The sequence below is a fragment of the Shewanella sp. Actino-trap-3 genome (genome assembly GCF_002836275.1).
Lineage (GTDB): Bacteria > Pseudomonadota > Gammaproteobacteria > Enterobacterales > Shewanellaceae > Shewanella > Shewanella psychromarinicola.
The window spans coordinates 21,458-44,838 of the sequence record NZ_PJCE01000001.1; the positions used below are offsets into that span (position 1 = coordinate 21,458).

General features: G+C 46.4%; 22 protein-coding genes. 3 read left to right on the forward strand and 19 right to left on the reverse strand.

The genetic code is table 11. From position 1 onward, the window contains the following. Nucleotides 1-253 precede the first annotated feature (253 nt). The 11 genes from CXF80_RS00100 to CXF80_RS00150 form a co-directional block, all read right to left on the reverse strand. Entirely contained in the window at nt 254-1,555 is a 1,302-nt protein-coding gene (locus CXF80_RS00100) for a proton-conducting transporter transmembrane domain-containing protein (RefSeq protein ID WP_101030179.1), read from the reverse strand. Further along, nucleotides 1,555-3,048: a complex I subunit 5 family protein gene (locus tag CXF80_RS00105; RefSeq protein WP_101030180.1), complete on the reverse strand. Its 1,494-nt coding sequence runs from the start codon at nt 3,046-3,048 to the stop codon at nt 1,555-1,557. Before CXF80_RS00105 ends, CXF80_RS00100 begins: the two co-directional genes overlap by 1 nt. Continuing rightward, nucleotides 3,045-4,493 (reverse strand): complex I subunit 5 family protein, encoded by a 1,449-nt coding sequence (locus CXF80_RS00110; protein WP_101030181.1) that lies wholly within the window; start codon nt 4,491-4,493, stop codon nt 3,045-3,047. The genes CXF80_RS00105 and CXF80_RS00110 overlap by 4 nt, the downstream gene beginning before the upstream one ends. A gap of 278 nt (nt 4,494-4,771) precedes the next feature. Further along, nucleotides 4,772-5,080 carry an NADH-quinone oxidoreductase subunit K gene (locus CXF80_RS00115; RefSeq protein ID WP_198554713.1) on the reverse strand — a complete coding sequence of 103 codons (309 nt, stop codon included), beginning with the start codon at nt 5,078-5,080 and terminating at the stop codon, nt 4,772-4,774. Beyond that, nucleotides 5,077-5,736 carry a hydrogen gas-evolving membrane-bound hydrogenase subunit E gene (mbhE, locus tag CXF80_RS00120; protein WP_101030182.1) on the reverse strand — a complete coding sequence of 220 codons (660 nt, stop codon included), beginning with the start codon at nt 5,734-5,736 and terminating at the stop codon, nt 5,077-5,079. The genes CXF80_RS00115 and mbhE overlap by 4 nt, the downstream gene beginning before the upstream one ends. 10 nt (nt 5,737-5,746) lie before the next feature. Beyond that, nucleotides 5,747-5,920: a hypothetical protein gene (locus tag CXF80_RS20340; RefSeq protein ID WP_157822157.1), complete on the reverse strand. Its 174-nt coding sequence runs from the start codon at nt 5,918-5,920 to the stop codon at nt 5,747-5,749. Then, entirely contained in the window at nt 5,910-6,242 is a 333-nt protein-coding gene (locus CXF80_RS00125; RefSeq protein ID WP_232772013.1) for a Na(+)/H(+) antiporter subunit B, read from the reverse strand. The genes CXF80_RS20340 and CXF80_RS00125 overlap by 11 nt, the downstream gene beginning before the upstream one ends. After that, the gene (gene mnhG / locus CXF80_RS00130; protein WP_101030183.1) at nt 6,230-6,529 is read right to left on the reverse strand and encodes a monovalent cation/H(+) antiporter subunit G; all 300 of its coding nucleotides are present in this window, start codon (nt 6,527-6,529) and stop codon (nt 6,230-6,232) included. Before mnhG ends, CXF80_RS00125 begins: the two co-directional genes overlap by 13 nt. After that, the gene (locus CXF80_RS00135; RefSeq protein ID WP_232772014.1) at nt 6,516-6,758 is read right to left on the reverse strand and encodes a monovalent cation/H+ antiporter complex subunit F; all 243 of its coding nucleotides are present in this window, start codon (nt 6,756-6,758) and stop codon (nt 6,516-6,518) included. Before CXF80_RS00135 ends, mnhG begins: the two co-directional genes overlap by 14 nt. A 42-nt stretch (nt 6,759-6,800) precedes the next feature. Continuing rightward, nucleotides 6,801-7,010: a hypothetical protein gene (locus tag CXF80_RS00140; RefSeq protein WP_101030185.1), complete on the reverse strand. Its 210-nt coding sequence runs from the start codon at nt 7,008-7,010 to the stop codon at nt 6,801-6,803. A gap of 690 nt (nt 7,011-7,700) precedes the next feature. After that, nucleotides 7,701-8,249 (reverse strand): Na+/H+ antiporter subunit E, encoded by a 549-nt coding sequence (locus CXF80_RS00150; RefSeq protein WP_101030187.1) that lies wholly within the window; start codon nt 8,247-8,249, stop codon nt 7,701-7,703. 1,298 nt (nt 8,250-9,547) lie between these two features. On the opposite strand from CXF80_RS00150, the gene CXF80_RS00155 reads away from it, so the two are divergent. Beyond that, complete coding sequence (locus CXF80_RS00155; protein WP_101030188.1) at nt 9,548-10,426, forward strand: universal stress protein; 879 nt, start codon at nt 9,548-9,550, stop codon at nt 10,424-10,426. Between the two features lie 146 nt (nt 10,427-10,572). On the opposite strand, the gene CXF80_RS00160 is transcribed toward CXF80_RS00155, so the two are convergent. From CXF80_RS00160 to CXF80_RS00195, 8 genes are all read right to left on the reverse strand, one after another. After that, a complete protein-coding gene (locus tag CXF80_RS00160; RefSeq protein WP_101030189.1) occupies nt 10,573-11,229 on the reverse strand; it encodes a 3-oxoacid CoA-transferase subunit B in 657 nt (218 codons plus the stop codon). 13 nt (nt 11,230-11,242) lie between these two features. Further along, nucleotides 11,243-11,959: a CoA transferase subunit A gene (locus CXF80_RS00165; protein ID WP_101030190.1), complete on the reverse strand. Its 717-nt coding sequence runs from the start codon at nt 11,957-11,959 to the stop codon at nt 11,243-11,245. Nucleotides 11,960-12,032: 73 nt separating this feature from the next. Continuing rightward, nucleotides 12,033-12,935, reverse strand: coding sequence for a hydroxymethylglutaryl-CoA lyase (locus CXF80_RS00170; RefSeq protein WP_101030191.1), 903 nt, complete (start codon nt 12,933-12,935; stop codon nt 12,033-12,035). Continuing rightward, complete coding sequence (locus CXF80_RS00175) at nt 12,936-14,966, reverse strand: acetyl/propionyl/methylcrotonyl-CoA carboxylase subunit alpha (protein ID WP_101030192.1); 2,031 nt, start codon at nt 14,964-14,966, stop codon at nt 12,936-12,938. Then, complete coding sequence (locus CXF80_RS00180) at nt 14,966-15,781, reverse strand: enoyl-CoA hydratase-related protein (RefSeq protein ID WP_101030193.1); 816 nt, start codon at nt 15,779-15,781, stop codon at nt 14,966-14,968. The genes CXF80_RS00175 and CXF80_RS00180 overlap by 1 nt, the downstream gene beginning before the upstream one ends. Nucleotides 15,782-15,818: 37 nt before the next feature. After that, the gene (locus tag CXF80_RS00185; protein ID WP_101030194.1) at nt 15,819-17,426 is read right to left on the reverse strand and encodes a carboxyl transferase domain-containing protein; all 1,608 of its coding nucleotides are present in this window, start codon (nt 17,424-17,426) and stop codon (nt 15,819-15,821) included. A gap of 90 nt (nt 17,427-17,516) precedes the next feature. Further along, on the reverse strand, nt 17,517-18,686 hold the full coding sequence (locus CXF80_RS00190; RefSeq protein ID WP_101030195.1) for an isovaleryl-CoA dehydrogenase: 1,170 nt from the start codon (nt 18,684-18,686) through the stop codon (nt 17,517-17,519). A gap of 141 nt (nt 18,687-18,827) precedes the next feature. After that, on the reverse strand, nt 18,828-19,238 hold the full coding sequence (locus tag CXF80_RS00195; protein ID WP_101034624.1) for a MerR family transcriptional regulator: 411 nt from the start codon (nt 19,236-19,238) through the stop codon (nt 18,828-18,830). A 318-nt stretch (nt 19,239-19,556) separates the two neighbouring features. Between CXF80_RS00195 and CXF80_RS00200 the strand changes: the two genes are divergently transcribed. Both CXF80_RS00200 and gndA read left to right on the forward strand, forming a co-directional pair. After that, nucleotides 19,557-21,479 carry a propionyl-CoA synthetase gene (locus CXF80_RS00200; RefSeq protein WP_101030196.1) on the forward strand — a complete coding sequence of 641 codons (1,923 nt, stop codon included), beginning with the start codon at nt 19,557-19,559 and terminating at the stop codon, nt 21,477-21,479. Between the two features lie 330 nt (nt 21,480-21,809). Further along, nucleotides 21,810-23,339, forward strand: coding sequence for an NADP-dependent phosphogluconate dehydrogenase (gndA, locus tag CXF80_RS00205; RefSeq protein ID WP_101030197.1), 1,530 nt, complete (start codon nt 21,810-21,812; stop codon nt 23,337-23,339). Nucleotides 23,340-23,381 lie beyond the last annotated feature (42 nt).

A 23,381-nucleotide genomic window follows, 5' to 3' on the forward strand; every position in this document is an offset into this window, starting at 1 on the left:
ATAACAGATGGAATAACAGATGGGATAACAGATGGGATAACAGATGGGTTAAATTAATCTATCAAAATAATGTTGAAGCTTAAGATCCTAAAAATATAAGTATTTGAAGCGGCTGAAATCTCACTGGCTAGCAGGAGTTAAGACGTTGCAAGATTTAATCAAGGATCCACAAGCATGTTATTCAATTCGTGGGGATACTTCGGGATTTAAGCCAATTTTATTATGTTCTATTAAGTAACTTATCTCACTGAGTCTACATAGCATCCAGCAGCAAAAGAACCAGAATCACAAGAACTAAGAGTAACAATAGAGTGGTCGCAATTGACCAACGCTGCAAAAAGTATTCACCGGTGTCGAACGCGTTTTGCCAGCCTCGCTTTTGCCAGAATCCCTTCCATCTGGCAAACCATGAAGCACGCAGTTCTGGCAACGTCTCGTTTCCCATCCACCTTCCCCAACGAATGAAGGCATCAAACCAGCGCTCTACAGTCAATTCCGTGAGGTTCTCATTGCTCGATGCGGATGTTTCCCCTCTATCCTTGAACCATTCTAACCCTGCGGTCATCAATGCCAGCCCCCATCCTAGAGAGGCAACGATGACATGGGCCGAGTCTCCATATTGGTTCCATAGGGCAGGTTCTATCAACCCCATCCCCAAGCCTATAACAAAGCCTCCCGTCGAAATGAAGAAAACACAGATAAGTCGCTGTTTCCATTGAACCCACAAAACCGACAGCATGGCATAAAGGATTGTCGCAAAGCCGATAGCTATCAGCACGGCCCCAGCCATGGGTGCGGTTAGTTCACCCAACGGCAACCAACGCAGGCCACAAAGCAAGCCAGTGGCGACGGGGCCGAGCCACAATAGCAGCGCCATCGCCGGCCGAACCGAGTAATAGGACAGAGATAGCCATCGATGTAATGGCCACACTCCTACCTTGAGGGCGATGCCGACAATGACCATCGATAGATAAAAAGAGGATGACTTTGATAGCGTCATTGCTTTGGCTAAGGTGGCGAAGTCCAGATATTGTGTTGTTGCTGTGGCCATCATCATGGCCTCGAATAGCAGGATGTCTGCCAGGATCAGTAGCACCAAATATATCCGCCCAGCGCGGCGCGTAGTTTCATCACCATGAGCAAGCAAGAGGCCAATACACGAGTAGCTCATCAGAGTCGTAAAGCTGAAGAAGACCATCATATCCGTCGCCAGCACTGCGCCAATCTGCCCCACCATAAATAATAGCAATAAACTAGTCTGTGGATTATAGATATTACGTTTGGCTGGCGTAGGGAAAAAGGCTGCTCCAACGCCCCACACCACCACCGACATAGCCAGCCACCAGCGGGATAGCGCGTCGACACCCAAGCCAGCGCCCTGCCAAAACCAGGGCAGTTCAATAGCAAAATCCACAGGGATAAACACGAGCATAACAGCTGGCAACAGCGCCATATGTATCGGCCTGGGTAGGTGAGTGTGCAGTGCAGGGAACGCCAACAGCAGCGGCAAGCCTAGTGCGGATAAAAGTAGGAATACACTCACTATGGCGTTCATTAGGCAAATCCTCGACTTACAATTAATCGAGTCCATTCCAATAGGTTAAACGGTGCAGACGCCAGAAGCCCCAAAGCCAATGTCAACAGCGCGGTAACCACGGGGGGGAGAAGTAATGTCCAAGCGGTCTCTTTATTTCCAAAAGATCGTTCGGCCGGCCAGTTATCGGGAGGGGTCTTGAACCAAGCAGTATACAATATGGGTAAAAAGTAGGCTGCGTTGAGGACACTACTTACCGCCAGAACATATATCACCCAGCCTTGCCCAGCGTCCAATGCCCCCAGCCCTAGATACCATTTGCTAAAAAAACCTGCGAGCGGCGGCGCACCTATCATACCGAAGGCGCCAATGGTGAATGCCGCCATGGTCCAAGGCATCCGACGTCCAACCCCGTTCATCTCGCTGATTTTATGAATTCCTAAGGTCTCGGCGAGGTTACCTGCGCACATAAAAAGGGTGATTTTTTGCACCCCCTGATGCACTAGATGGATCAGACCTCCCAGCGTCGCGATAGGACTGGCAAGCGCTATGCCTAGCACGATATAGGACACTTGGCTGACGGTAGAAAATGCGAGTCGACGTTTAAGTTCGTCCTGAAATAAGGCACGCAGCGAGCCATAAATTATGGTCGCAGCAGCCAGTGTCGCTAGGGGCAAGGTTAGCCCCAAACTGTTAGCGAACTCAATGCCATATACTTCATAAACAACCCGTATTATGCCAAATGCGCCCGCCTTTACCACAGCAACGGCATGCAGCAGCGCACTTACGGGCGCAGGGGCAACCATGGCCTGAGGTAGCCAGCCATGCAAGGGGATCAAAGCCGCTTTTACACCCAAGCCGGCAATCAACAAGCCGAAGATTATCATCAGCGTTGGGTGCAAAGAGGCATCAAGACCAGATAGGAATCCGCGATCGGTAAACTCTAGGGTGCCAGCAAGCGTATAGAGCCACACAGATGACAGCAGCAGCAATGCCCCCCCAATGATAGTATAAATTAGGTAATTTCTGCCGGCCTGGCGTGCTATGTCAGTTCCGCGGTGGACAATCAGCGGGTAAGTACACAGGGTCAGTAGTTCATAAAACAACAGGAAGGTAATCAAATTCCCCGCAAGGGCAACACCTGTAGTGGCAGTGACACACAGACTGAAGAAGCCAAAAAAGCGGCTGCGATGAGGTGACTCCTCCAGATATCCAATTGCATAAACGGTAGTGACCAGCCACAGTCCGGAAGAAAGTGTCACGAAAAGCATCGCCAATGGACCGGAACGCAGAACCAAATCGAGTCCTGGCAAGAGGGCTAGGCGAGCCTCAAAATGATAGCCATGTAACATGCCCCAAAACATTCCCCCGACCAGCACAATCTTAAATAGCGCACCTGCCAGATTAAGCATTGTGCGGGTGACGACACGATCCTCGGGTAAACAGAATATTATCAGTCCCGGCAAGAAAGAGCTGGCAAGGATCAACAAGGGCAGAGCCGTATTCCAATTCATCCACTATATCCTGTGCCAATAGGGGAACCCATTTCTAACATTGCCAACGGCCAGTAAGTGAATATGCCCAAGAGCACTGCTATTAAAGCCAACCCCAAAGCGCTCCACTCCATCGTGGCCGGCAGCTTTCCAGCTTGGCTTGTCGGCTCGTCATGGGTGAAAACATGGCCAATGACTTTGAACACATAGCCAGCGGCCAGAAATCCACCAAGGAGCAGAATAATTCCCCACCACCACTGTCCTGATTCTATTGATGCCTGCAGTAATAACCACTTGCCAATGAACCCCCCGCTGGGCGGTAGCCCCATAATACTGATACCTGCTAGGGCGAATGCCGTCAATGTCAACGGCAAGCGTTGGGTTATAGGTCCGAGTTCCGCTATGCGGTCATGCCCCCCAAAAAACTGAATATTACCCGCAGCCATGAACATCGCCGCCTTAGCCATGGCATGGGAAAACAACATATATAGCGCCCCCTTCCAGGCAAGGCTAGTCCCCAGCGGAAAAGCCAGAAACAGATAGCCCAGCTGCGATACTGTCGAGTAGGCAATAAGTAATTTTAAGCGTGTCTGGCGTAGCGCTTGGATTCCGCCCCAAAGGACGGCCGCGGCGCCAAGCAGTCCCAGCAAATTAGCGAATGAACCACCCTGCGTTTGAAAGAACTCCAGCCACATGCGTAGCAAAATATAGAAGGAAGCTTTCACCACCAATGCGGACATGAGCGCACTCACGGGGGCTGGGGCTGAAGCATGGGCGGGCGGCAACCAAAAATGCATTGGGAAAAGAGCGGTTTTGAGCAGTAGGCCGGTACTTATCAATCCCACTGCCGCCCACACCGCAGGCGACGGTTCTACTCGTTGTGCTATTATTGCGATGTCCAGACTACCAACACTGTGGTAGATAAGGGCAACGCCCAACAGATAGAACAAGGAGCCCAGTAGGCTGACCAATAGATAACGCATGGCTGAGATCAGAGCGTTGGCGCTACCGGCTAACGCCACAAGAGCTACCGCCGTTAATCCCAGTAATTCCAATGTGACATAGAGATTGAAGATATCAGCTGACAGAAATAGTGCATTGAGCGCCCCGCACAGGAGTAACCACAACGGCCAAAAATGGTTCGCTTTATCGCGACTGAAATAACTGCTGGAATAGATGCTGATACCTAGACCTACTAGCGCCGCCATCAGTAGCATTAGCAGACTCAGACCATCTGCGTAAAGATCGATGCCCAATGGCGCCCCCCAGCCACCTATGGGGTAGCGCAGCGATCCTAGAGCTTTGAGTTGCCAACCGAGCCCAGTCACACATGTCAAAATAACCAGCGAAGTCAGCAGGCTCAGTGATTTAGCTTTTGCCGGAAACAGGAAGCAAAGCATACTCCCTATTAAGGGGAAGATGATCGGCATCACAATCCACGGAACTTGCTCCAATATTAACGCCATGCAGCGGTCTCGTTCTTTTTAGTGTTCAGAGCCTGTCCTTAAATTACTGCAGAACTCTTTTACGAACCCCGACAGCTCAACAAGCCGGGGCCTGCCAGTTCCAAATATGGCCATATACCATCGAGTGGATCGCAGGCCTGAAGCATAAAAATTCGACTAATTTGTCTGGTAGTCCTTTCTTGCTGTACTGCAATATTTGGTTGTGAAGTCTGCATGGCACTCAATCATTGAGACAATATGACATGGCCGATATTTTCTCGGTCCCAGACACCAAGATATCATTCACAATCTCTGTCCACGAGTTCGATTTTTCCGATTGCCTTTTTTATCCTTAGCATCAAAATGAGTGCCAGCGCAGTCGCTGACACGGCAACCACGATACCGGTAATCACCATGGCATGAGGCACAGGATCTGGTTGGACATCATTATTACGTGAAGCCAATGATACCAAAACCAGAAACACCCCGGTGCACATCACATTGATAGCCAGTATTTTGCGCAGCAAATTAGCATAAACGATTAAAGCGTGCAGGCCCAAAACGAGCAAACCCAACCCAAGTAGTGCATAGAGGTAAATATGGCTCACTTGTCTTCCCCCTTCGGCCGCCCACCGAGGAACAGTGCCGCCAGTGTTGCACCGATGGAAAGGGTAGCCGCCGATTCGATCATCAACATCAGTTCACTGGCCAAAGTTGGTGGATATTGTAAGAATTCGTCTCCGATCAGCAACGCCCCCGTACCGGCCATGATAAACATACCTAGACCCAAGACTAAAAGTACTCTCAACGGAAGCCCTGAGTAACGGTTGTCTATCCTCCATCCGCAAATCCGAAGCAGTACACCAGCCGCTCCCAGAAGAGCACCTGCTTGAAAGGCTCCCCCCGGCGCATCGGCGCCTGTCCACAGCAGGTACCCGGCGACTAAAATAAACACGGGAACCAGCTGACGTGACATGATGTCCAGAATCAGGTCCGGGTCTGATCCGCGATAAGCCGGCATATCGCCCAAAGACCACACGCCAAGCAGAGCTGCCAGCAATACTGCCATTTCCAGCAAAGTATCGTAACCGCGAAAATTCAGAAGCACCGCACTCACAGGATTGTGCGCGCCACTGATCGTGATGCTGTCGGCCAGCAATGTTGGCAGATCTTGCGCAGGTTCAGGTATAGACAATACGGCATAACTGAGAACAACACCGAGCGCCAGCAATAACGGCAACAACAACCAAGGCTTGGTATCCATATTATCTCTCCTAGTTTTGCGCTGCCGCCAGACTTTGACTGGATTGCAGTTTATAAAAGGAAACAACACTGAAGTCGCTGACAAGGGGAAGGGGAGTCATAATGCCGCCAGTGTCTATCAGTGAAATGTTATTCATATCAGGTTCGAACTGATTCGGGTTATCCAGTATCTTTTTACTCCCCATTTGTTTCTCCCTCAATCGAATTATGTGGAATAATTTTCTGACCTTCCTCACCATCAGACACATCGACGCAGGGATCCTTAAGCCGCGCAAACGCCGCCAGCAACAGGGCGCCAGTCAGGCCAGCACCAATAGCCGCCTCAGCCAGGGCAAGATCAGGAGCATTAAGCCTTACCCAAGCTAAAGCCATTAACAATCCAAAATTGATAAACAGCACAATCGACTTGAACATATCCGGGCTGGCGAGTGCCTGCCAGGCTAGGTAAAACAAGCTCATTCCCAACAGGCTATCAAAGCCCCAGTAAAGCAGGTTTAACGTTTCCAAGGCTTGATACCTCGCTGCAATGCACGTCTTGCAATCAAATGGGACGTGGTTGCGCTAGCGAGCATAACGAACGCCCAGATAAGCAGCAGTTTCCCAACGATGAACCAGCTTTGTGCCTGAACAGCCAATCCTGCGACCACCAGACCCAGACCCACGTTGTCGGCTTTGGTCAAGGCATGCAAGCGAGTGTATACATCTGGAAACCGCAATAAACCCAGAGTGCCTGCTAGGAAGAAGACGCCCCCAGTGAAGAGCAGTATGCTGGAGAGGACATTAATGGGTGTCATGCTTTGTCTCCCTATCGCCCCAGACTCGCCGGACAAAGGTTACCGCGGTTACCGCCGCAAGTAAGGCTAATACCAACGCCACATCATGAAGGGCTGGTTTATCCGTCGCCTGAGCTAGTAATAACATTACAGCCACTGATGTGGTGCCGAACAACTGAGCCGTCAACATGCGATCCGCTTCAGTGGGGCCACGCAACACTCGCCACATTCCAACAATGAGATTCAGCAAGAGGAACAAAGCCAGTGAGATATATAGAGTTTGCATAGTGATTTAATCGTCCAATATAACCGGGGTTTTAAGGCCCAGTGGTTTGACCGCGAGTAGGAAGCAATCTTTTTGATTCAGGATTGATTTTGCAGTATTTCCCATAACAACAAGATCGGCATCGATACGCCTAGCCAGCGCAGGTATTTGTTTACAAACCGCTTCCTTTACAAGATGGGTTTTGGGGTTAAGATAGTTAAAAGTATTCTGCACCATATTGACGCTTACCTCGCACACTAGATTATTCAGAATAGCCTCGTGTTGTGCCCAACATGCTGGACACAGGCGTTAATTTCTCTTTCCTATAACGCTTTAATTGCCATAACGTATGGATACATTTCAAAATATAGTTAATGCATGCACGATATGCCACTCGGCAGCATCGGCCAGAGCCAGAATACTGACAATTTAGTTTATGCCGAAATTCCCTCTCCGGTTGTAGATAAGTGTCATCGACATAGACTAGGGTGACTCTGTGGGTCTTTGGCACGACTTGATTAACCAAACTGTACATAGGCACTTGGGCAAAATATGCATATCGTCACTGTCAAACAACCGTGCTAACCAATTTTGATATTCAGGTACTACTATCACTATATCGTGGCCGTTTTGCACCATATCACGTATGACTTTCAAGAAAGGAATACCAACGAACACCTTAGTTTCGATCTTAATCCGTTTAGCTAATTGATCGACGAATGCTTCTAGTCGTTGTTTGTGTATACTAACCATTGCGGCTGCAAATCGGCTAAGCCTGTGCCACCATCAGACATCCCAACTCTTCACATTAATGTATGGCGCTTCGTTAACTACCATTAAGCAGGCCTGATTATTCTCGGCCAAAGTGACGCTACTCTCCAGCTCTTGTGCGCAAATGTCATTGGTTCCAACTGGAAACGTCTGTCTTTAAATATCTTGATTGCATTTATCTTCTTTAGCATCTTGCAAAGAGATCTTGAACATTTTGGCCACTATTTTTTCTAACGTCATTAGTTCCGACAACACATTTTTTCGTGTATCAAGCACATGAACTTTTAAATGGTTTTTTCCCAAATTGACACTTAATGTACCAGGTAACAGACTGACCGTATTAACCATAAATACACGGGATATTCCCGGTGGCAGATGTAAGGGAAAATCAATTAGGCCCGGGGCTATGGGTATTTTTGGATTTAATGCGCACCACGCGACATCGGCACCACCACGAAGGGAGTTCCAAATAAAAAAAGGTATGAAGCGTACAGAGTGAATCACCGAGCAGGAAAAAGGAGACACCAGTACCATACTTATCAACGTAGCAACGAGCACTACCGGAGCGCCAACCAACCATGAGTTGACTGACCCCTCAGTGAGCATCACCCACATAAAGGCAAAAGCAACCACGCGAAACCATGCTATTGGAAAATGAATATTCATCAAATCGTTAAACCAGCTTTTACTTGATAATCTACTCATCCCTCATCCCTTATCTCCTAGAACCATTTCGTCGTATAATGTAATACACCCATATACGGCATCATTACTAGGGGCAACTCCTATTTCTCCTAACCAGCGACAGCAGCCAATCTATAATCTGCTAATTCACTAAATATGCTTTGGAAAATGCTCGTTTATTCGTTTTATCGTGCTCCACCAAAGTGTAGGAGTGATCCCGTCTAGTTAGTCGTATTTCTGAATGATTACCGTTGGACTCCACCAGAAAAGAACGCTGCCGGTTCTATTTACATCATTAAATGACGAGAAGGCTTTTTTAATTTAGTTACTTCTCGTTATTGATAGAAGCACTATTTGCCTACATTTATGTAACGGAACCTAGCGCACTGCAGAGCGTTTCTGCTCAGCTGGATCAATTTTATTACAACTCCGAGTGACGAATATTATCGTATTTAATGGCTTATTTCATCATCGCAAACTCCGTTACTTCAATGTAATACACGCTAAAAAGATTTTATATTCAGAGTGTTAGTCATCCAATAAGCACATTTTTACGATTCCACCATTTGAGGTCATCACAGTGTATTAAAGGGAAACTCCAAAGGTAGTGGTCAACAATTATTGGCCAAGGTTTTTGGAGCATTCCAATATAACCATGTAGATTAATTTGACATCAGCCCGCAATCATATTGAGGAGCTTGGTTTCACTGTAATGTTGACCTTTTATCTGCTTCCTAAAAATGGGTACAACCACACGTCGGTATCCTTTCTTATTTTCGACTTCAAAAAAAGCGTTCAATTGGAGTATTAATCTTGCTGTGATTTATCCGACTACGATTGGCCCCTCTGTCGGTTACTAAGTTCATCCAAAACTCTACCAGCAACCAGAATGAGTGACATAACAAAGTTGTCTATTGCCATATCTCTCCCCTAAGTTGGTTAATATATAATTGATTCATATTGCTTTACAAAAGTTGATTTCGATCAACTTTTGTACCGATACTTAAGCACAAACTTACGCTATTGGCTAATCTGAAAATAGTGACTTGTTCACGTTTTGCTCAGTTTTTTAACCTCATTTTTGCTGGTGGAATATTAGAGTGATAATTTATTGGCTACTCTAAAGATAGTTACTTGCTCTCGTTTTGCTCAGTTTTTTAACCTCATTTTTGCTAGTGGAATATTAGCGTGATAATTAGTTGGGGAAGCCTGCTCGTCAGCTTTATTAAGCTTACCGATAGATGCTTGTTTAATGACGTGAATTGAGTTTTTTTCAAGCGTTTTACACAGTAAAAATTAGCTTGTATAAGGAGATTTAAATGGACAAAGTGTTTATTATTGCTCAAATGGAACAGGCACATACCGACGCGGTCGCCAGCGGATTGCAACTGGCTAAGCAACTGAACAAAACGGCGGAAGTCTTTGCTTATACTTATGCCTATTTCAGCGGTGCTGAAAGCTATAATCCTCGTTTAGTCAGCGTTGCTCAAAAGCAGTTAATGGATCAACGCCAAACCGACTTAAAGCAGCACTTAGCGGCGCTCAATGATGAGGATGTTCCGGTACACATGGTGTGGAGCAAATATTTATTTGAACATGCTTGTCATCATTCGATCCGTCATGGATTCGACCTTATGGTAAAGGCGGTGCATCATGCCGATCATTACTTACCTACAGATTGGCAATTAATACGCCATACTCGGATCCCGTTGTTATTGTTAACGGATAATCCGCTCCATAAAAGCAATACTATTCTGATGGCTGTCGATCTCGCTACCCATGATCCCATTAAACAACAGCTCAATAGCGTTGTGGCGGCTTATGGTAAGCAACTTGCCAAGGCTACGGGGGCTCAATTGCATTTAGCCTATATTCTTAGAGTGCCCAAAGTATTGCGCGATATGGATTTACTTGATTGTGATGCCCTGGTGAAAAAGGCCTATAAAGACCATCAAAAACAGATAGCTAAATTTAATATGGATCCTGGATCCGTGCATATCATTGCTGGTGAACCAGAGCTGTGTTTATATGAGTTAGCCTGTAGACTGAAGAGTCAATACTTTGTGATTGGTGCGCGGCAACGACAGGGGGTTTTAGGACATATTATAGGCAATACTGCCGAATCAGTTTTGGGCCGCATGCGAACAAATGTATTGATTATTCCTGCGGATGATCAATTGCTTGCACCTTTAACCTAGTCGCTTAGTGTACACATTTACCGCCATACCCGCCGTCAGATCTGATCTCTGTTACTGAGCGGTTCATTTTCTATAATAAACAAAGCCCGTATCATTGAGTATATCAAGAGTCGCGGGCTTTGTTGATATTGACCGTTTACGCTTAATTAAAACGTCATTTCAGGTACGTGTGCTGGGACGATTAACTTACCAGCGGTTTTGGCCACAATTTCTTCAACGGTAACGCCGGGCGCGCGCTCAAGTAAATGGAACGCACCTTCTTTAATTTCCATAAAAGCTAAATCGGTCATCACCCGTTTAATACAGCCGTAACCGGTTAGCGGTAACTCGCATTTTGACAATAGTTTAGAGTTGCCGTATTTGTCTGCGTGCATCATGGTGACAATAATATTGTCAGCACCGGCGACTAAATCCATCGCGCCGCCCATACCTTTAATCAGTTTTCCGGGGATCATCCATGAGGCAATTGAGCCGTTAATATCCACTTCAAATGCACCCAATACGGTGAGGTCGACATGGCCGCCACGGATCATGGCGAAGCTTTCTGCTGATGAAAAAAATGAAGCCCCTTTTACCGCTGTCACCGTTTGCTTACCAGCGTTGATAAGGTCTGCATCTATATTGTCTTCAGTAGGAAACTCGCCCATCCCCAACAAACCATTTTCTGACTGCAACATCACTTGTATGCCATCAGGAATATAGTTAGCTACAAGGGTAGGGATGCCAATGCCTAGGTTAACGTAAAAGCCATCTTGTAATTCTTTTGCTACGCGCTGGGCGAGTTGTTCTCTGGTCAATGCCATGGTGTTATCTCCCTTATTTTGCCGCAGCGGGTGCTGTTTTGACTGTGCGTTGCTCGATACGTTTTTCAAAGCTGGCTTTGATCACGCGATCGACATAAATACCCGGTGTATGAATGTGGTCTGGATCGAGCTCGCCAGGTTGAACAATTTCTTCTGCTTCAACTACGGTAATTTTACCCGCGGTGGCCATCATCGGATTGAAGTTAGCGGCGGTTTTGCGAAACACCAAGTTACCCATAGTATCGGCTTTCCACGCTCGCACTAAGGCAAAATCAGCGCTAAGTGATTCTTCTAATACGTAGTGACGACCTTTGATTTCACGGGTTTCTTTACCATCAGCAATGGGCGTGCCGTAACCTGTGGCGGTAAAAAACGCAGGTATGCCAGCGCCGCCAGCACGAATTTTTTCAGCTAGTGTGCCTTGCGGAGTTAATATAACGTTGAGCTCACCCGATAACATTTGTTGTTCAAAAGTGGCGTTTTCACCCACGTAAGAAGCGATCATGGTCGAAATTTGGTGTTGTTTCAGTAATAGCCCTAAACCAAAGTCATCGACACCGGCGTTGTTTGATATTGCCGTTAAGCCTTTAACGCCCAATTTAACCATGTGGTTAATTAACCCTTCTGGGATGCCACACAAACCAAAGCCGCCGACCATAATGGTCATGTCATCTTTTAATCCTGCTAGTGCTTCTTCATAGCTGTGGACGACTTTATTGAATCCTGCCATCTTGTTGTCCTTATGGTTATATTTATATCAACTGCCAGCGTTATGTCGTGCCAACTATTTTCAGTATATGTGATTATGCTCTGATTGCATTTGCTACTTTGGACCCATTAGTGCGCCCCAATGCGCGACTAATAGTGTCGCCAGCTAGTGCAAGTTTTGTTAAGTCTATGCCCGTTTCTATGCCCATGCCATGGAGCATGTAAACAAGATCTTCTGTGGCTAAATTACCCGATGCACCTTTGGCGTAAGGGCAGCCTCCAAGGCCGGCTACCGAAGCGTCAAACACGCTGACACCTGTTTCAAGGCAGGCGAGTATATTGGCAAGTGCCTGACCGTAAGTGTCATGAAAATGCAGGGCTAATTTATCCACGGGTACCACATTAGCAACGGCTTCGACCATTTTACGGGCTTGGTTTGGTGTGCCAACGCCAATGGTGTCGCCAAGGGATATTTCGTAGCAACCCATCTTATAAAGGATTTCAGATACTCTAGCGACTTCACTGACGTTAATATGGCCTTCGTATGGGCAACCGAGTACACAAGACACATAACCGCGCACGGCAATATTGTGCTTTTTGGCAGTTTCAATCAGCGGAATAAAGCGCTCTATTGACTCATCAATGGAGCAATTAATATTTTTTTGGCTAAAGGTTTCTGATGCCGCGCCAAAAATGGCCACTTCATCAGCGCCAGCAGCGAGCGCCAGTTCAAAGCCTTTTAAGTTAGGCGTTAATGCACTGTAAACCACGCCAAGGCGGCGATTAATTTGACGTTTAAGTTGCTGAAATACCGCATCCGAGTCGGCCATTTGTGGCACCCACTTAGGCGACACAAAGCTGCCAGCTTCAATACGCTTAATACCCGCATCGGCTAGTTGCTCAATCAGTGTCAGCTTGTCTGCGGTTGTTACCGGCGTTTCATTTTGCAAACCATCACGGGCGCCGACTTCAAAAACGCTCACTTTAGTGGGCAGCATTTATGCTTCCTCGACGCTGGTTTCATTCACTAATGGCTCAACATTTAACAGTTGGGCACCATCGCTGACAAGCTCGCCGCTTTGGAAGTAAAATTCACTGACTACGCCATCAAACGGCGCTTCAATGGTGTATTCCATTTTCATCGCTTCCATTACGAGCAAACCCTGGCCTGCTTTGACTTCATCGCCCACTTCCACTAAATGGGTCACCACGGTGCCATTCATTGGCGCTTTAAGTTTATCTGCATGGTTAACCACGTCCTCGGCCACTTGTGCCAAGATTGCTTTAAAGTGGTAACTGCCTGACGGTAAGAACAGGGTGAAGTCATCACCTTGATGGCTTACTGGGATTTTACTTTTATGGCCGTTAATTTCTGCTAAGAGTAAATCGGCTTTCAGCTCACCCGCTAACGTCAGTACTTGGTCGTGTAAACACAGTTGATATTGCTCGCCAACGGCGGTGAGTAACAAATCATGTTGCTGAACATCGGCTGCGGCATCGGTTAATAACGACACCCGATGTACGCTGGAGCTGTTTAATCTAAAGCCGCTCACTAAGCCCCACGGTGAGTATGGGTCAGCGCTATTAATTGCCAATGCTTTAGCCGCATGCTTACGTGACAGTACTTGAAAAAGCCCTGCTAGGGCTAATGCGGTATCGGCTTCAATGGCCGCATCACCAATTAAGGTGTCGCCATAACGTTCAATAAAGTCAGTACAGAAGTCTGCAGCAGCAAAGGCTGGGTGTTCAGCTATGTTGGCTAAAAACTCGATGTTATGTTTAAGGCCACTTATTTGGTATGACTCAAGCGCATGTACTAAGCGTTGCAGTGCGCTTGGTCGCGACTCATCCCACACAATCAATTTGGCGATCATTGGGTCATAAAAGTTACTGATGACATCGTTTTCACGAATGCCCGAGTCGATACGCACATGGCGATTTTGCTCAGGTTCACGCAAAAAGTTGAGCTTACCGCTGGCGGGTAAAAATTCGTTTTGGGGATCTTCAGCGTAAATACGCACTTCAAATGAATGACCATGAATACGCACTTCATCTTGGCGAAGCGGTAATTCATTGCCACTGGCCACAAGAAGCTGCCATTTGACAAGATCTTGGCCGGTGACCATTTCGGTGACGGGGTGTTCGACCTGTAAACGGGTATTCATTTCCATAAAGTAAAAGCTGTTGTCGGTATCAAGTAAAAACTCAACCGTACCGGCACCGACGTAATCAATCGCCTTAGCGGCGGCAACCGCGGCATTACCCATCTGGGCGCGTAAATCATCTGATAAACCCGGTGCAGGCGCCTCTTCAACGACTTTTTGATGGCGACGTTGAATGGAGCAGTCTCGATCGGATAAGTAAATGGCATTACCTTGACTGTCGGCAAACACTTGTACTTCAACATGGCGAGGTTGACGTAAGTAGCGTTCCATCAAGAGTTTATCGTTACCAAATGACGAGCTGGCTTCACGGCGTGCGGAGTTAATCGCTGCAAGGATTTCGCCGTCGTTTTCGACGATGCGCATACCTTTTCCGCCGCCACCATAAGCCGCTTTAATTAATAGCGGAAAGCCAACGGCTTTAGCTTCGGCAATCAAGGTAGCGTCAGTTTGATCTTCACCATGATAACCCGGCACTAGCGGTACATTGGCCTTAGACATGATTTCTTTAGCGGCACTTTTACTGCCCATAGCATCAATCGCGTCACTACCTGGACCAACAAAGGCGATGCCATTTTGTTCACATTTGCGGGCGAAATCGGCATTTTCAGACAGAAAACCATAACCAGGATGGATGGCTTCTGCGCCTGACTTTTTTGCAATCTCGATAATTAAATCGGCTTTTAAATACGAGTCAGCAGGGGCACTACCACCTAAGTAAAACGACTCATCTGCCATGGCCACATGACGGGCGTCTTTGTCGGCGTCAGAATACAAAGCAATGGTGCGTACCCCCATGGTTTGGGCCGTTTTAATAATACGACAAGCAATTTCACCACGGTTTGCGATCAGTAATTTGGTAAACATTATTGGGCTCCTTGTGGATCAGATTTGGCGGTTTGCCATGCTGGGGGTCTTTTTTCAAAAAAGGCATTAAGACCTTCTTGACCTTCATCTGATACTCGAATTCGAGCAATCTGCTCGCTGGTGAAATTGAGCGTAGCGTCGTCGATCACGCCATCTTCTAATCGTGATACTAAGGTTTTTACCCATGCCATGCCTTGTGGACTGTTGGCATTAAACGCGGCAATAAATGGCGCAGCAGCGGCGTCTAAATCATCATTGATCTCGTGGACCACTTGATGGGTTAAGGCTACATCGGCACTAAAACGTTCTGCGGTCAGCATAAAGCGACGAGATTGGCGGTTACCCATGGCGCGCAACACATACGGACTTATTACTGCGGGAATAAGACCGAGTTTCACTTCGCTTAAACAGAAGCTAGCGCGAGCAGTGGCAATGGCAATGTCGCAGCAACAAATCAGCCCTAATGCACCACCAAAGGCGGCACCTTGAACGAGGGCTATGGTTGGTTTGGGAAACTTGTCCAGTACATGCATCAGCTTGGCAAGCTCATGGGCGTCAGCAAGGTTTTGGCCAACGTCCATTTTTGCTTGTTTACGCATCCAGTTTAGGTCTGCACCTGCACTGAAGTTTTTGCCATTGGCACGTAAAATGAGCATATTGCATTGACTGTCACTGGCAAAGGTTTCGATGGCGTTGATCATTTCGCTGATCATCACTTCATCAAAAGCATTGTGAACTTCGGCCCGGTTTAAGGTGAGCTGTGCAACGCCTTGCGCTACACCACATTCAATGTGTTTATATTGGTTTGATAACATTGTACTTACTCCTAGTTAGTTGAATTAACCGCATGAGTTACATGCGAAACACCCCAAAACGGGTGTCTTCAATAGGAGCATTTAACGCTGCCGATAAAGCTAATCCGACAACGTCACGAGTTTGTGCTGGGTCAATAATGCCATCATCCCAAAGACGGGCGCTGGCATGATACGGATGACCTTCTTTTTCGTATTGTTCAACAATGGGTTTACGGAAAGCTTGTTCATCTTCTGCAGACCATTCAACCCCTTTACGGGCTAAACCGTCACGGCGCACGGTGGCTAATACACCCGCAGCTTGTTCGCCGCCCATCACTGAAATACGGGCGTTAGGCCACATCCACATCATGGTGGGTTCAAATGCGCGGCCGCACATGCCGTAGTTACCGGCGCCATAACTGCCACCGATAATTACAGTAAATTTAGGTACATTGGCACAAGATACCGCAGTGACCATTTTGGCGCCGTGCTTGGCAATGCCTTCATGTTCGTACTTTTTACCCACCATAAAACCGGTGATATTTTGTAAGAACAATAATGGGATTTTACGTTGGCAACACAGTTCAATGAAGTGAGCGCCTTTTTGCGCCGACTCGGAAAAAAGAATGCCGTTATTAGCCACAATTCCTACCGGATAACCATGGATGCGAGCAAACCCGCACACTAAGGTTGCGCCGTAGTTGGCTTTAAATTCGTCAAAGTCAGAATCGTCAACCACACGGGCAATCACTTCTTTTACATCGAACGGCTTTTTAAGGTCGGTACCGACAATGCCGTACAATTCATGGATATCAAATTGTGGCGGCTTAGCTGGACTTAATAAGCTTTTGATGTGTTTTTGGTGATTCAAACGCAGTACAGCTCGGCGAGCAAGCTCGAGTGCGTGGTCGTCATTTTGCGCCAAGTGATCCGCAACACCAGATATTTTAGTGTGAACATCTGCGCCGCCGAGCTCTTCTGCACTGACTTCTTCTCCGGTTGCCGCTTTCACTAGTGGCGGACCCGCTAAAAAGATGGTGCCTTGATCTTTAACAATAATAGATTCATCTGCCATCGCTGGCACATACGCGCCGCCCGCGGTACATAAACCCATTACCACCGCAATTTGCGGAATACCTTTAGCTGACATTTGTGCTTGGTTATAGAAAATTCGGCCGAAATGATCGCGGTCTGGAAACACTTCATCTTGGCGGGGTAAATTGGCGCCCCCAGAATCAACTAGGTAAATACACGGTAAGTGACAGCGACTGGCAATGTCTTGGGCCCGTAAATGCTTTTTCACGGTGATAGGATAATAAGTACCGCCTTTTACTGTGGCATCGTTGGCGATGATCATGCATTCAACACCACTGACACGGCCGATACCAGCGATAACGCCGGCTGCAGGCACTTCTTCGTCATAGACTTCGTAGGCGGCAAATTGCGATAACTCTAAGAAGGGTGACCCGGGATCGAGTAGCTTTTCAACGCGTTGACGAGGCAATAATTTACCTCGCGACAAGTGACGTTCAAGGGCAACAGGGCCACCGCCTTGTTCGATTTTTGCCAGCTTTTGTTGGAGATCGTTGACTAATAACGCCATGCTGTCTGACTTGGTTTTAAATTCGTCACTGCGAGGATTGATGCGGCTGCTCAGTTGCGTCATTTCTATGTCCTTAATGAAGCAAAAAATAGGGGGCTTGATAAGGGCGACATGACACGTTGAAGATGTCGCCCTACAGAGGGCAAATGTTGCTTACTTTGACTCGTTAAATAATTCGCGGCCAATTAACATGCGACGAATTTCTGAGGTGCCCGCGCCAATTTCGTAAAGCTTGGCATCACGCAGTAAACGACCAGTGGCATACTCGTTAACATAACCATTGCCGCCAAGAAGTTGAATTGCATCTAAGGCCATTTTAGTCGCAAGCTCTGCGCTGTATAAAATGGCACCTGCTGCATCTTTACGAGTCGCTTCACCACGGTCACAAGACTTGGCCACGCTGTAAACATAAGCCTTTGCGGCATTCATGCCAGTGTACATATCGGCTAACTTACCTTGCACTAATTGGAATTGACCAATCGATTTGCCAAATTGTTCACGCTCATGAATGTAAGGTATGACGATGTCCATACACGCTGACATAATGCCTAATGGACCGCCAGATAACACAACTCGTTCGTAATCAAGGCCACTCATTAACACTTTAATGCCGTTATTGAGGCCGCCTAAGATGTTTTCTTCTGGTACCTCACAGTCTTCAAACACCAATTCACAGGTGTTTGACCCGCGCATACCCAATTTGTCGAGTTTTTGTGCCTGACTGAAACCTTTAGAATCGCGTTCAACAATAAACGCGGTAATGCCATGTGCACCCTTGTCTAAATCTGTTTTAGCATAAATAACATAGGTGTGAGCGTCTGGGCCGTTAGTTATCCACATTTTGTTGCCATTCAGAATATAGCGATCGCCTTCTTTACGGGCATGTAGCTTCATTGACACCACATCTGAACCGGCATTAGGTTCGCTCATAGCTAAGGCGCCAATATTCTCTCCACTGATCAGTTTAGGCAAATATTTTGTTTTTTGAGTGTCATTTCCATTACGGTTAATTTGGTTAACACACAAGTTTGAGTGAGCACCATAACTTAGGCCGATGGATGCCGATGCGCGTGAAATTTCTTCCATCGCAACGACATGGGCAAGATAGCCCATGTTGGCGCCACCATATTGCTCATCAACGGTTACGCCTAATAGCCCCATATCGCCAAGCACTGGCCATAATTGATTAGGGAAGGCGTTGTCGATATCGACTTGGGCGGCCATTGGGGCAATCTCGTTAGCGGCAAAACCACGAACGGCATCACGTAACATGTCTACGTCTTCACCTAAACCAAAGTTTAGGCTGGTATATAAGTCGCTCATATGCATGTGTCCTGTTGAATTTATTATTATCTGGCAAAACATTATCTACCAACGCTTATATGCGTTTTTGGCAGTGGAGTATTACGTTAGACTTAATTGAGTAAGCCTTTTATTATTATCAGTATTATGTCGCTAATTGGCTTACTTGCTCTTTTTGAGGCTATTGTCTTCTAACGCGACTCGGCATTGCTGCTCGGCCGAATTCAGCTCCATTAGCACCACTTTAATGTCGTCCATTTGCTGTTGTAGAGCCGATTTTTTTTCATTAACTAAGTCAAGCATGGTGTTGAGCTGCGTTGAGCTACTTTTATCTGCATCGTAAAGTTCAAATAGACGACGCGTTTCTGCTAACGAAAAACCGAGGCGTTTGCCGCGTAAAATGAGTTTTAACCGCACTCGGTCTTTCAGGCTGTATATACGGGTTTGTCCGCGACGCTTAGGTTTAATCAAACCTTGGTCTTCGTAAAAACGAATACTGCGGGTGGTGATATCAAATTCTTTTGATAAGTCACTGATTGAATACGTTGATTGAGGGCTATGGGTTGTGCTCATCATGTCACCAAAAGTGTTTCTTTTGATGCAAGATATATGAAGTTTACGTAAAGGTAAAGTTTGCATGGCTTTTTTCGATATATTACCGACAGTTAAAGTGTTATTTTTGCTTTCCACTCTATCGATTGAAGAGCCCTAACTAGTTGTTATATTTATTTTTATGTTAATAACTTGAACGCTCAACCTTAAGCTAAACACTTGGATGGGTCTAACGGTTTTCTTATTGATTATCGTGGCTATTATCCTTTTGTCTAATAGGGCAATTTAATGAATTCTGCTCATAATCATTGTAATACAAGTTGATTAACGGAGAGCGATATGGCTGATTTAGGACTATCAATGCACGCACAATCGATAGCCGAACCCGAAGTATTCTGGTTACAAGCCGCCGAAGCCATCAGTTGGGATCTTACTCCTAAAACGGTATTAGACGACAGTCAAAAACCTTTTTATCGCTGGTTTGCCGATGGCAAGATGAATACCTGTTTTAATGCGGTAGACCGTCATGTGTTAGCTGGCAGAGGCGAACAAACAGCGATCCATTATATTAGCCCTGTGACGCAACATGAATATTCCGTTAGTTATCAATCGGTACTGGCGCAGGTCAAAAGACTGGCGGGCTTAATGGTCTCGCTGGGTGTAAAGAAAGGTGACCGTGTGGTGATTTACATGCCCATGGTGCCAGAAACGGCCTATGCCATGTTGGCGTGTGCGCGTATTGGCGCGATTCATTCAGTGGTCTTTGGTGGTTTTGCGGCCAATGAGTTGTCTACGCGGATTAATGATGCCAAGCCAAAATTGATTTTGTCTGCTTCATGCGGTATCGAACCTTCAGGTGTGGTGCCTTATAAACCGCTACTAGATGATGCTTTAGCTCAAGCTAGCCACCAAGTCGATCACTGTATTATTTTAAATCGTACTGAATACAAGGCTGAATTACTCTCGCCCCGCGATCTTGATTGGTACAATGCGCTGGTGGATGCGCCTGATGCTGATTGTGTATCGCTGGATGCAACTGACCCATTGTATGTGCTGTATACCTCAGGCACGACAGGACAACCAAAAGGGGTGGTGCGTGATAATGGCGGTCATGCAGTTGCATTGGCGTGGTCGATGAAACACATTTACGACACAGGTGTCGGTGATGTGTTTTGGGCTGCATCGGATGTTGGCTGGGTGGTAGGGCATTCATATATTGTTTATGGACCGCTATTGGTAGGTGCCACCACCGTTATGTATGAAGGTAAGCCCATTGGTACTCCTGATGCTGGCGCCTTTTGGCGGATTATCGAACAAAAGCAAGTTCGCAGCTTTTTTACTGCACCGACTGCCATTAGAGCCATTAAACGCGAAGACCCTGAAGGCGACTTCATTAAGAAATTTGATTTAAGCTGCCTCAAGCAAATGTATTTAGCGGGTGAGCGCTGTGATCCAGACACCTTAAATTGGAGTCAGCATCATTTAGGTAAACCTGTGATTGATCATTGGTGGCAAACTGAAACAGGTTGGCCAGTAGCGGCAAACTTGATGGGAACCGATCCGATAGAAATTAAACCGGGATCGCCAGCGCGTGCCGTGCCGGGTTATCAAGTGGAGATCCTCGATGCGATGGGGCAACAAGTGGCACCCAATGAAAGCGGCAATGTGGTGATAAAGCAGCCATTACCTCCTGGCACATTAACGACCTTGTGGCAAAACGATAAACGTTATATTGACAGTTACTTATCTATGTATCCTGGATATTACTTAACTGGTGATGCTGGCTACATAGATGAAGATGGCTATTTGTACATTATGAGTCGCATCGACGACATTATTAATGTCGCAGGACATCGTTTATCAACAGGCCGATTTGAAGAAGTACTTTGCCAACATGAGGCGGTAGCCGAGGCGGCGGTGATTGGTGTGCAAGATAAACTAAAAGGCCAAGTGCCTCTTGGGTTGGTGGTGCTTAAAAACGGCGTTACCTTGTCAGATGAAGCATTGTATAAAGAGTTGCTTGCACTGGTACGCCATGAAATTGGCCCCGTGGCTTCTTTTAGGCTAGTGAGTGCAGTACAAAAATTACCTAAAACCCGTTCAGGAAAAATATTGCGAGCCACAATGCGTAAAATTGCTGACAATCAAGACTACACCATGCCGGCCACCATTGAAGATCCACAAACCTTAGACATAGTACGTAATGCACTCACTAAAATGGGTTATGCCAATGCGTTAACGACTGAGTTGACTAAATCTTAGTTCAGAGCTTTCAGTGGTACTCATCCCTTGTAATGAGACCATTACTCAGGCACAGCGGTGTTAGTCGACCTGCTAGTATACTTTTTAGTCATTTTATTTTAGCTTCAGTAGCGCGTCGACATTGTATTCGACTAATAAAAAATCAGAAACGCCAATGGTGTTTCTGATTTTTCTATTGTAGCAATCTGTTAATTAAATTGAGCATACATTGTAAAAAACAGCGTTTCCGCATTTTGTTACTGGTAATTTAGTTACAAGAATCGCTATAATTGCCAACCAAATGGATTCGCACTACGCGATTAATCTCTGTGACCTGTGGGAACTACACTAATGAATAACCACATCCAACAATCACACGTCGGCGTTATCGGCCTTGGTGTTATGGGCAAGAACCTCGCATTAAACATTGCTGACAACGGCTACCATGTTGCAGTTTTCGATTTAGATACTCCAAAAGTCAACGCAGCTGTGGCTCAAGAAGAAAATGAGCGTAAAGCGGGTACGGCACCGCGCATGCAAGCTTGTAATAATCTTACAGAAATGCTTGCTAATTTAGTTGAGCCTCGAGTCATTGTATTATCTGTGCCTGCAGGAGCGCCTGTTGACGGAGTCTGTAAATCGTTAATCGAAGCTGGTATTGAAGCCAATGATATCGTTATTGATACGGGTAATAGTCTTTGGACTGACACAGTAGAGCGAGAGTCTCGCTATAAAGGACAGTTTATCTTTTTCAGTTCGGCTGTTTCAGGTGGTGAGGTTGGCGCGCGTTTTGGCCCTTCATTAATGCCTAGTGGCGATGAAAAAGCATGGCGTTATGTTGAACCTATTTGGAAAGCGATTGCCGCTAAAGTTGATTCAACAACTGGTTTACCTATAGAACGTTTTGAGCCGGGTAATCCGGTCACCGAAGGTGAGCCTTGTACTGCGTATATAGGTCCTGCAGGTTCTGGTCATTACGTTAAAATGGTTCATAACGGTATTGAATATGCGGATATGCAGCTTATTTGCGAAGCCTATCAATTGCTTAGCGATGGTTTAGGCATGTCAGCTCATGATGTCGGTGACATTTTCAATGGCTGGAATAAAGGTATTCTTAACAGTTACCTTATGGGCATTAGCGCTGAAGTCTTGCAACAAGCCGATCCGCTAACGGGTAAGCCATTAGTTGAAATGATCCTTGATAAAGCAGGTCAAAAAGGCACTGGTTTATGGACGGCAGTGAGCAGCTTGCAAATTGGTTGTCCGGCGCCAACGATTGCAGAAGCGGTATATGCTCGTGCTGTCAGTACTCAAAAAAACTTGCGTATGCAGCTAAGCACAACGCTAGCGGGTCCAGCTCCCGTTAGTTTTAGTGGTGCAGAGAAAACGGAATTTATTGCCAATCTTGAAGATGCTTTATATTGCGCTAAAGTCTGTTGTTATGCTCAGGGATTTGAGCTCATGGCGATGACAGCAAAAGAGCAAAATTGGGCTTTAGATTTTGCTGAAATTGCTAAAATATGGCGTGCAGGCTGTATTATTCGCGCGACGTTTTTGCAGTCAATTACTCAGGCTTATCAAGAAGATGTAAGTCTTACAAACTTATTGATGGCCGATACTTTTAGTCAAACCTTGTCACAGAAGCAGCTTAACTGGCGTAAAACCGTTGCGGCCGCTGTTATGCAAGGCATTCCAGCACCATGTATTAGTTCGGCGATTGCATATTATGACAGTTACCGCAGTGAAACGTTACCAGCGAACTTACTACAAGGCCAACGTGATTTTTTCGGCTCACATACTTTTGAACGTACTGATAAGCCAGCGGGTGAGAAATACCATTTAGATTGGAGTGCGAAGCAGCGTACTTTATCTAAAGTGTAATGACCTTCACACTTTAAAAAGGCGCCTGATTTTATAATGAGG

Coding starts and splice junctions, on each gene's coding strand:
- CXF80_RS00140 (WP_101030185.1), bottom strand. CDS start 7,010: ATGGTGCAGAATACTTTTAACTATCTTAACCCCAAAACCCATCTTGTA.
- CXF80_RS00165 (WP_101030190.1), bottom strand. CDS start 11,959: ATGGCAGGATTCAATAAAGTCGTCCACAGCTATGAAGAAGCACTAGCA.
- CXF80_RS00150 (WP_101030187.1), bottom strand. CDS start 8,249: ATGAGTAGATTATCAAGTAAAAGCTGGTTTAACGATTTGATGAATATT.
- CXF80_RS00185 (WP_101030194.1), bottom strand. CDS start 17,426: ATGACGCAACTGAGCAGCCGCATCAATCCTCGCAGTGACGAATTTAAA.
- CXF80_RS00105 (WP_101030180.1), bottom strand. CDS start 3,048: ATGAATTGGAATACGGCTCTGCCCTTGTTGATCCTTGCCAGCTCTTTC.
- CXF80_RS00175 (WP_101030192.1), bottom strand. CDS start 14,966: ATGTTTACCAAATTACTGATCGCAAACCGTGGTGAAATTGCTTGTCGT.
- CXF80_RS00100 (WP_101030179.1), bottom strand. CDS start 1,555: ATGAACGCCATAGTGAGTGTATTCCTACTTTTATCCGCACTAGGCTTG.
- CXF80_RS00190 (WP_101030195.1), bottom strand. CDS start 18,686: ATGAGCGACTTATATACCAGCCTAAACTTTGGTTTAGGTGAAGACGTA.
- mbhE (WP_101030182.1), bottom strand. CDS start 5,736: ATGGATACCAAGCCTTGGTTGTTGTTGCCGTTATTGCTGGCGCTCGGT.
- mnhG (WP_101030183.1), bottom strand. CDS start 6,529: ATGACACCCATTAATGTCCTCTCCAGCATACTGCTCTTCACTGGGGGC.
- CXF80_RS00180 (WP_101030193.1), bottom strand. CDS start 15,781: ATGTTATCAAACCAATATAAACACATTGAATGTGGTGTAGCGCAAGGC.
- CXF80_RS20340 (WP_157822157.1), bottom strand. CDS start 5,920: ATGGGGAGTAAAAAGATACTGGATAACCCGAATCAGTTCGAACCTGAT.
- CXF80_RS00170 (WP_101030191.1), bottom strand. CDS start 12,935: ATGCTGCCCACTAAAGTGAGCGTTTTTGAAGTCGGCGCCCGTGATGGT.
- CXF80_RS00155 (WP_101030188.1), top strand. CDS start 9,548: ATGGACAAAGTGTTTATTATTGCTCAAATGGAACAGGCACATACCGAC.
- CXF80_RS00160 (WP_101030189.1), bottom strand. CDS start 11,229: ATGGCATTGACCAGAGAACAACTCGCCCAGCGCGTAGCAAAAGAATTA.
- CXF80_RS00200 (WP_101030196.1), top strand. CDS start 19,557: ATGGCTGATTTAGGACTATCAATGCACGCACAATCGATAGCCGAACCC.
- CXF80_RS00195 (WP_101034624.1), bottom strand. CDS start 19,238: ATGAGCACAACCCATAGCCCTCAATCAACGTATTCAATCAGTGACTTA.
- CXF80_RS00110 (WP_101030181.1), bottom strand. CDS start 4,493: ATGGCGTTAATATTGGAGCAAGTTCCGTGGATTGTGATGCCGATCATC.
- gndA (WP_101030197.1), top strand. CDS start 21,810: ATGAATAACCACATCCAACAATCACACGTCGGCGTTATCGGCCTTGGT.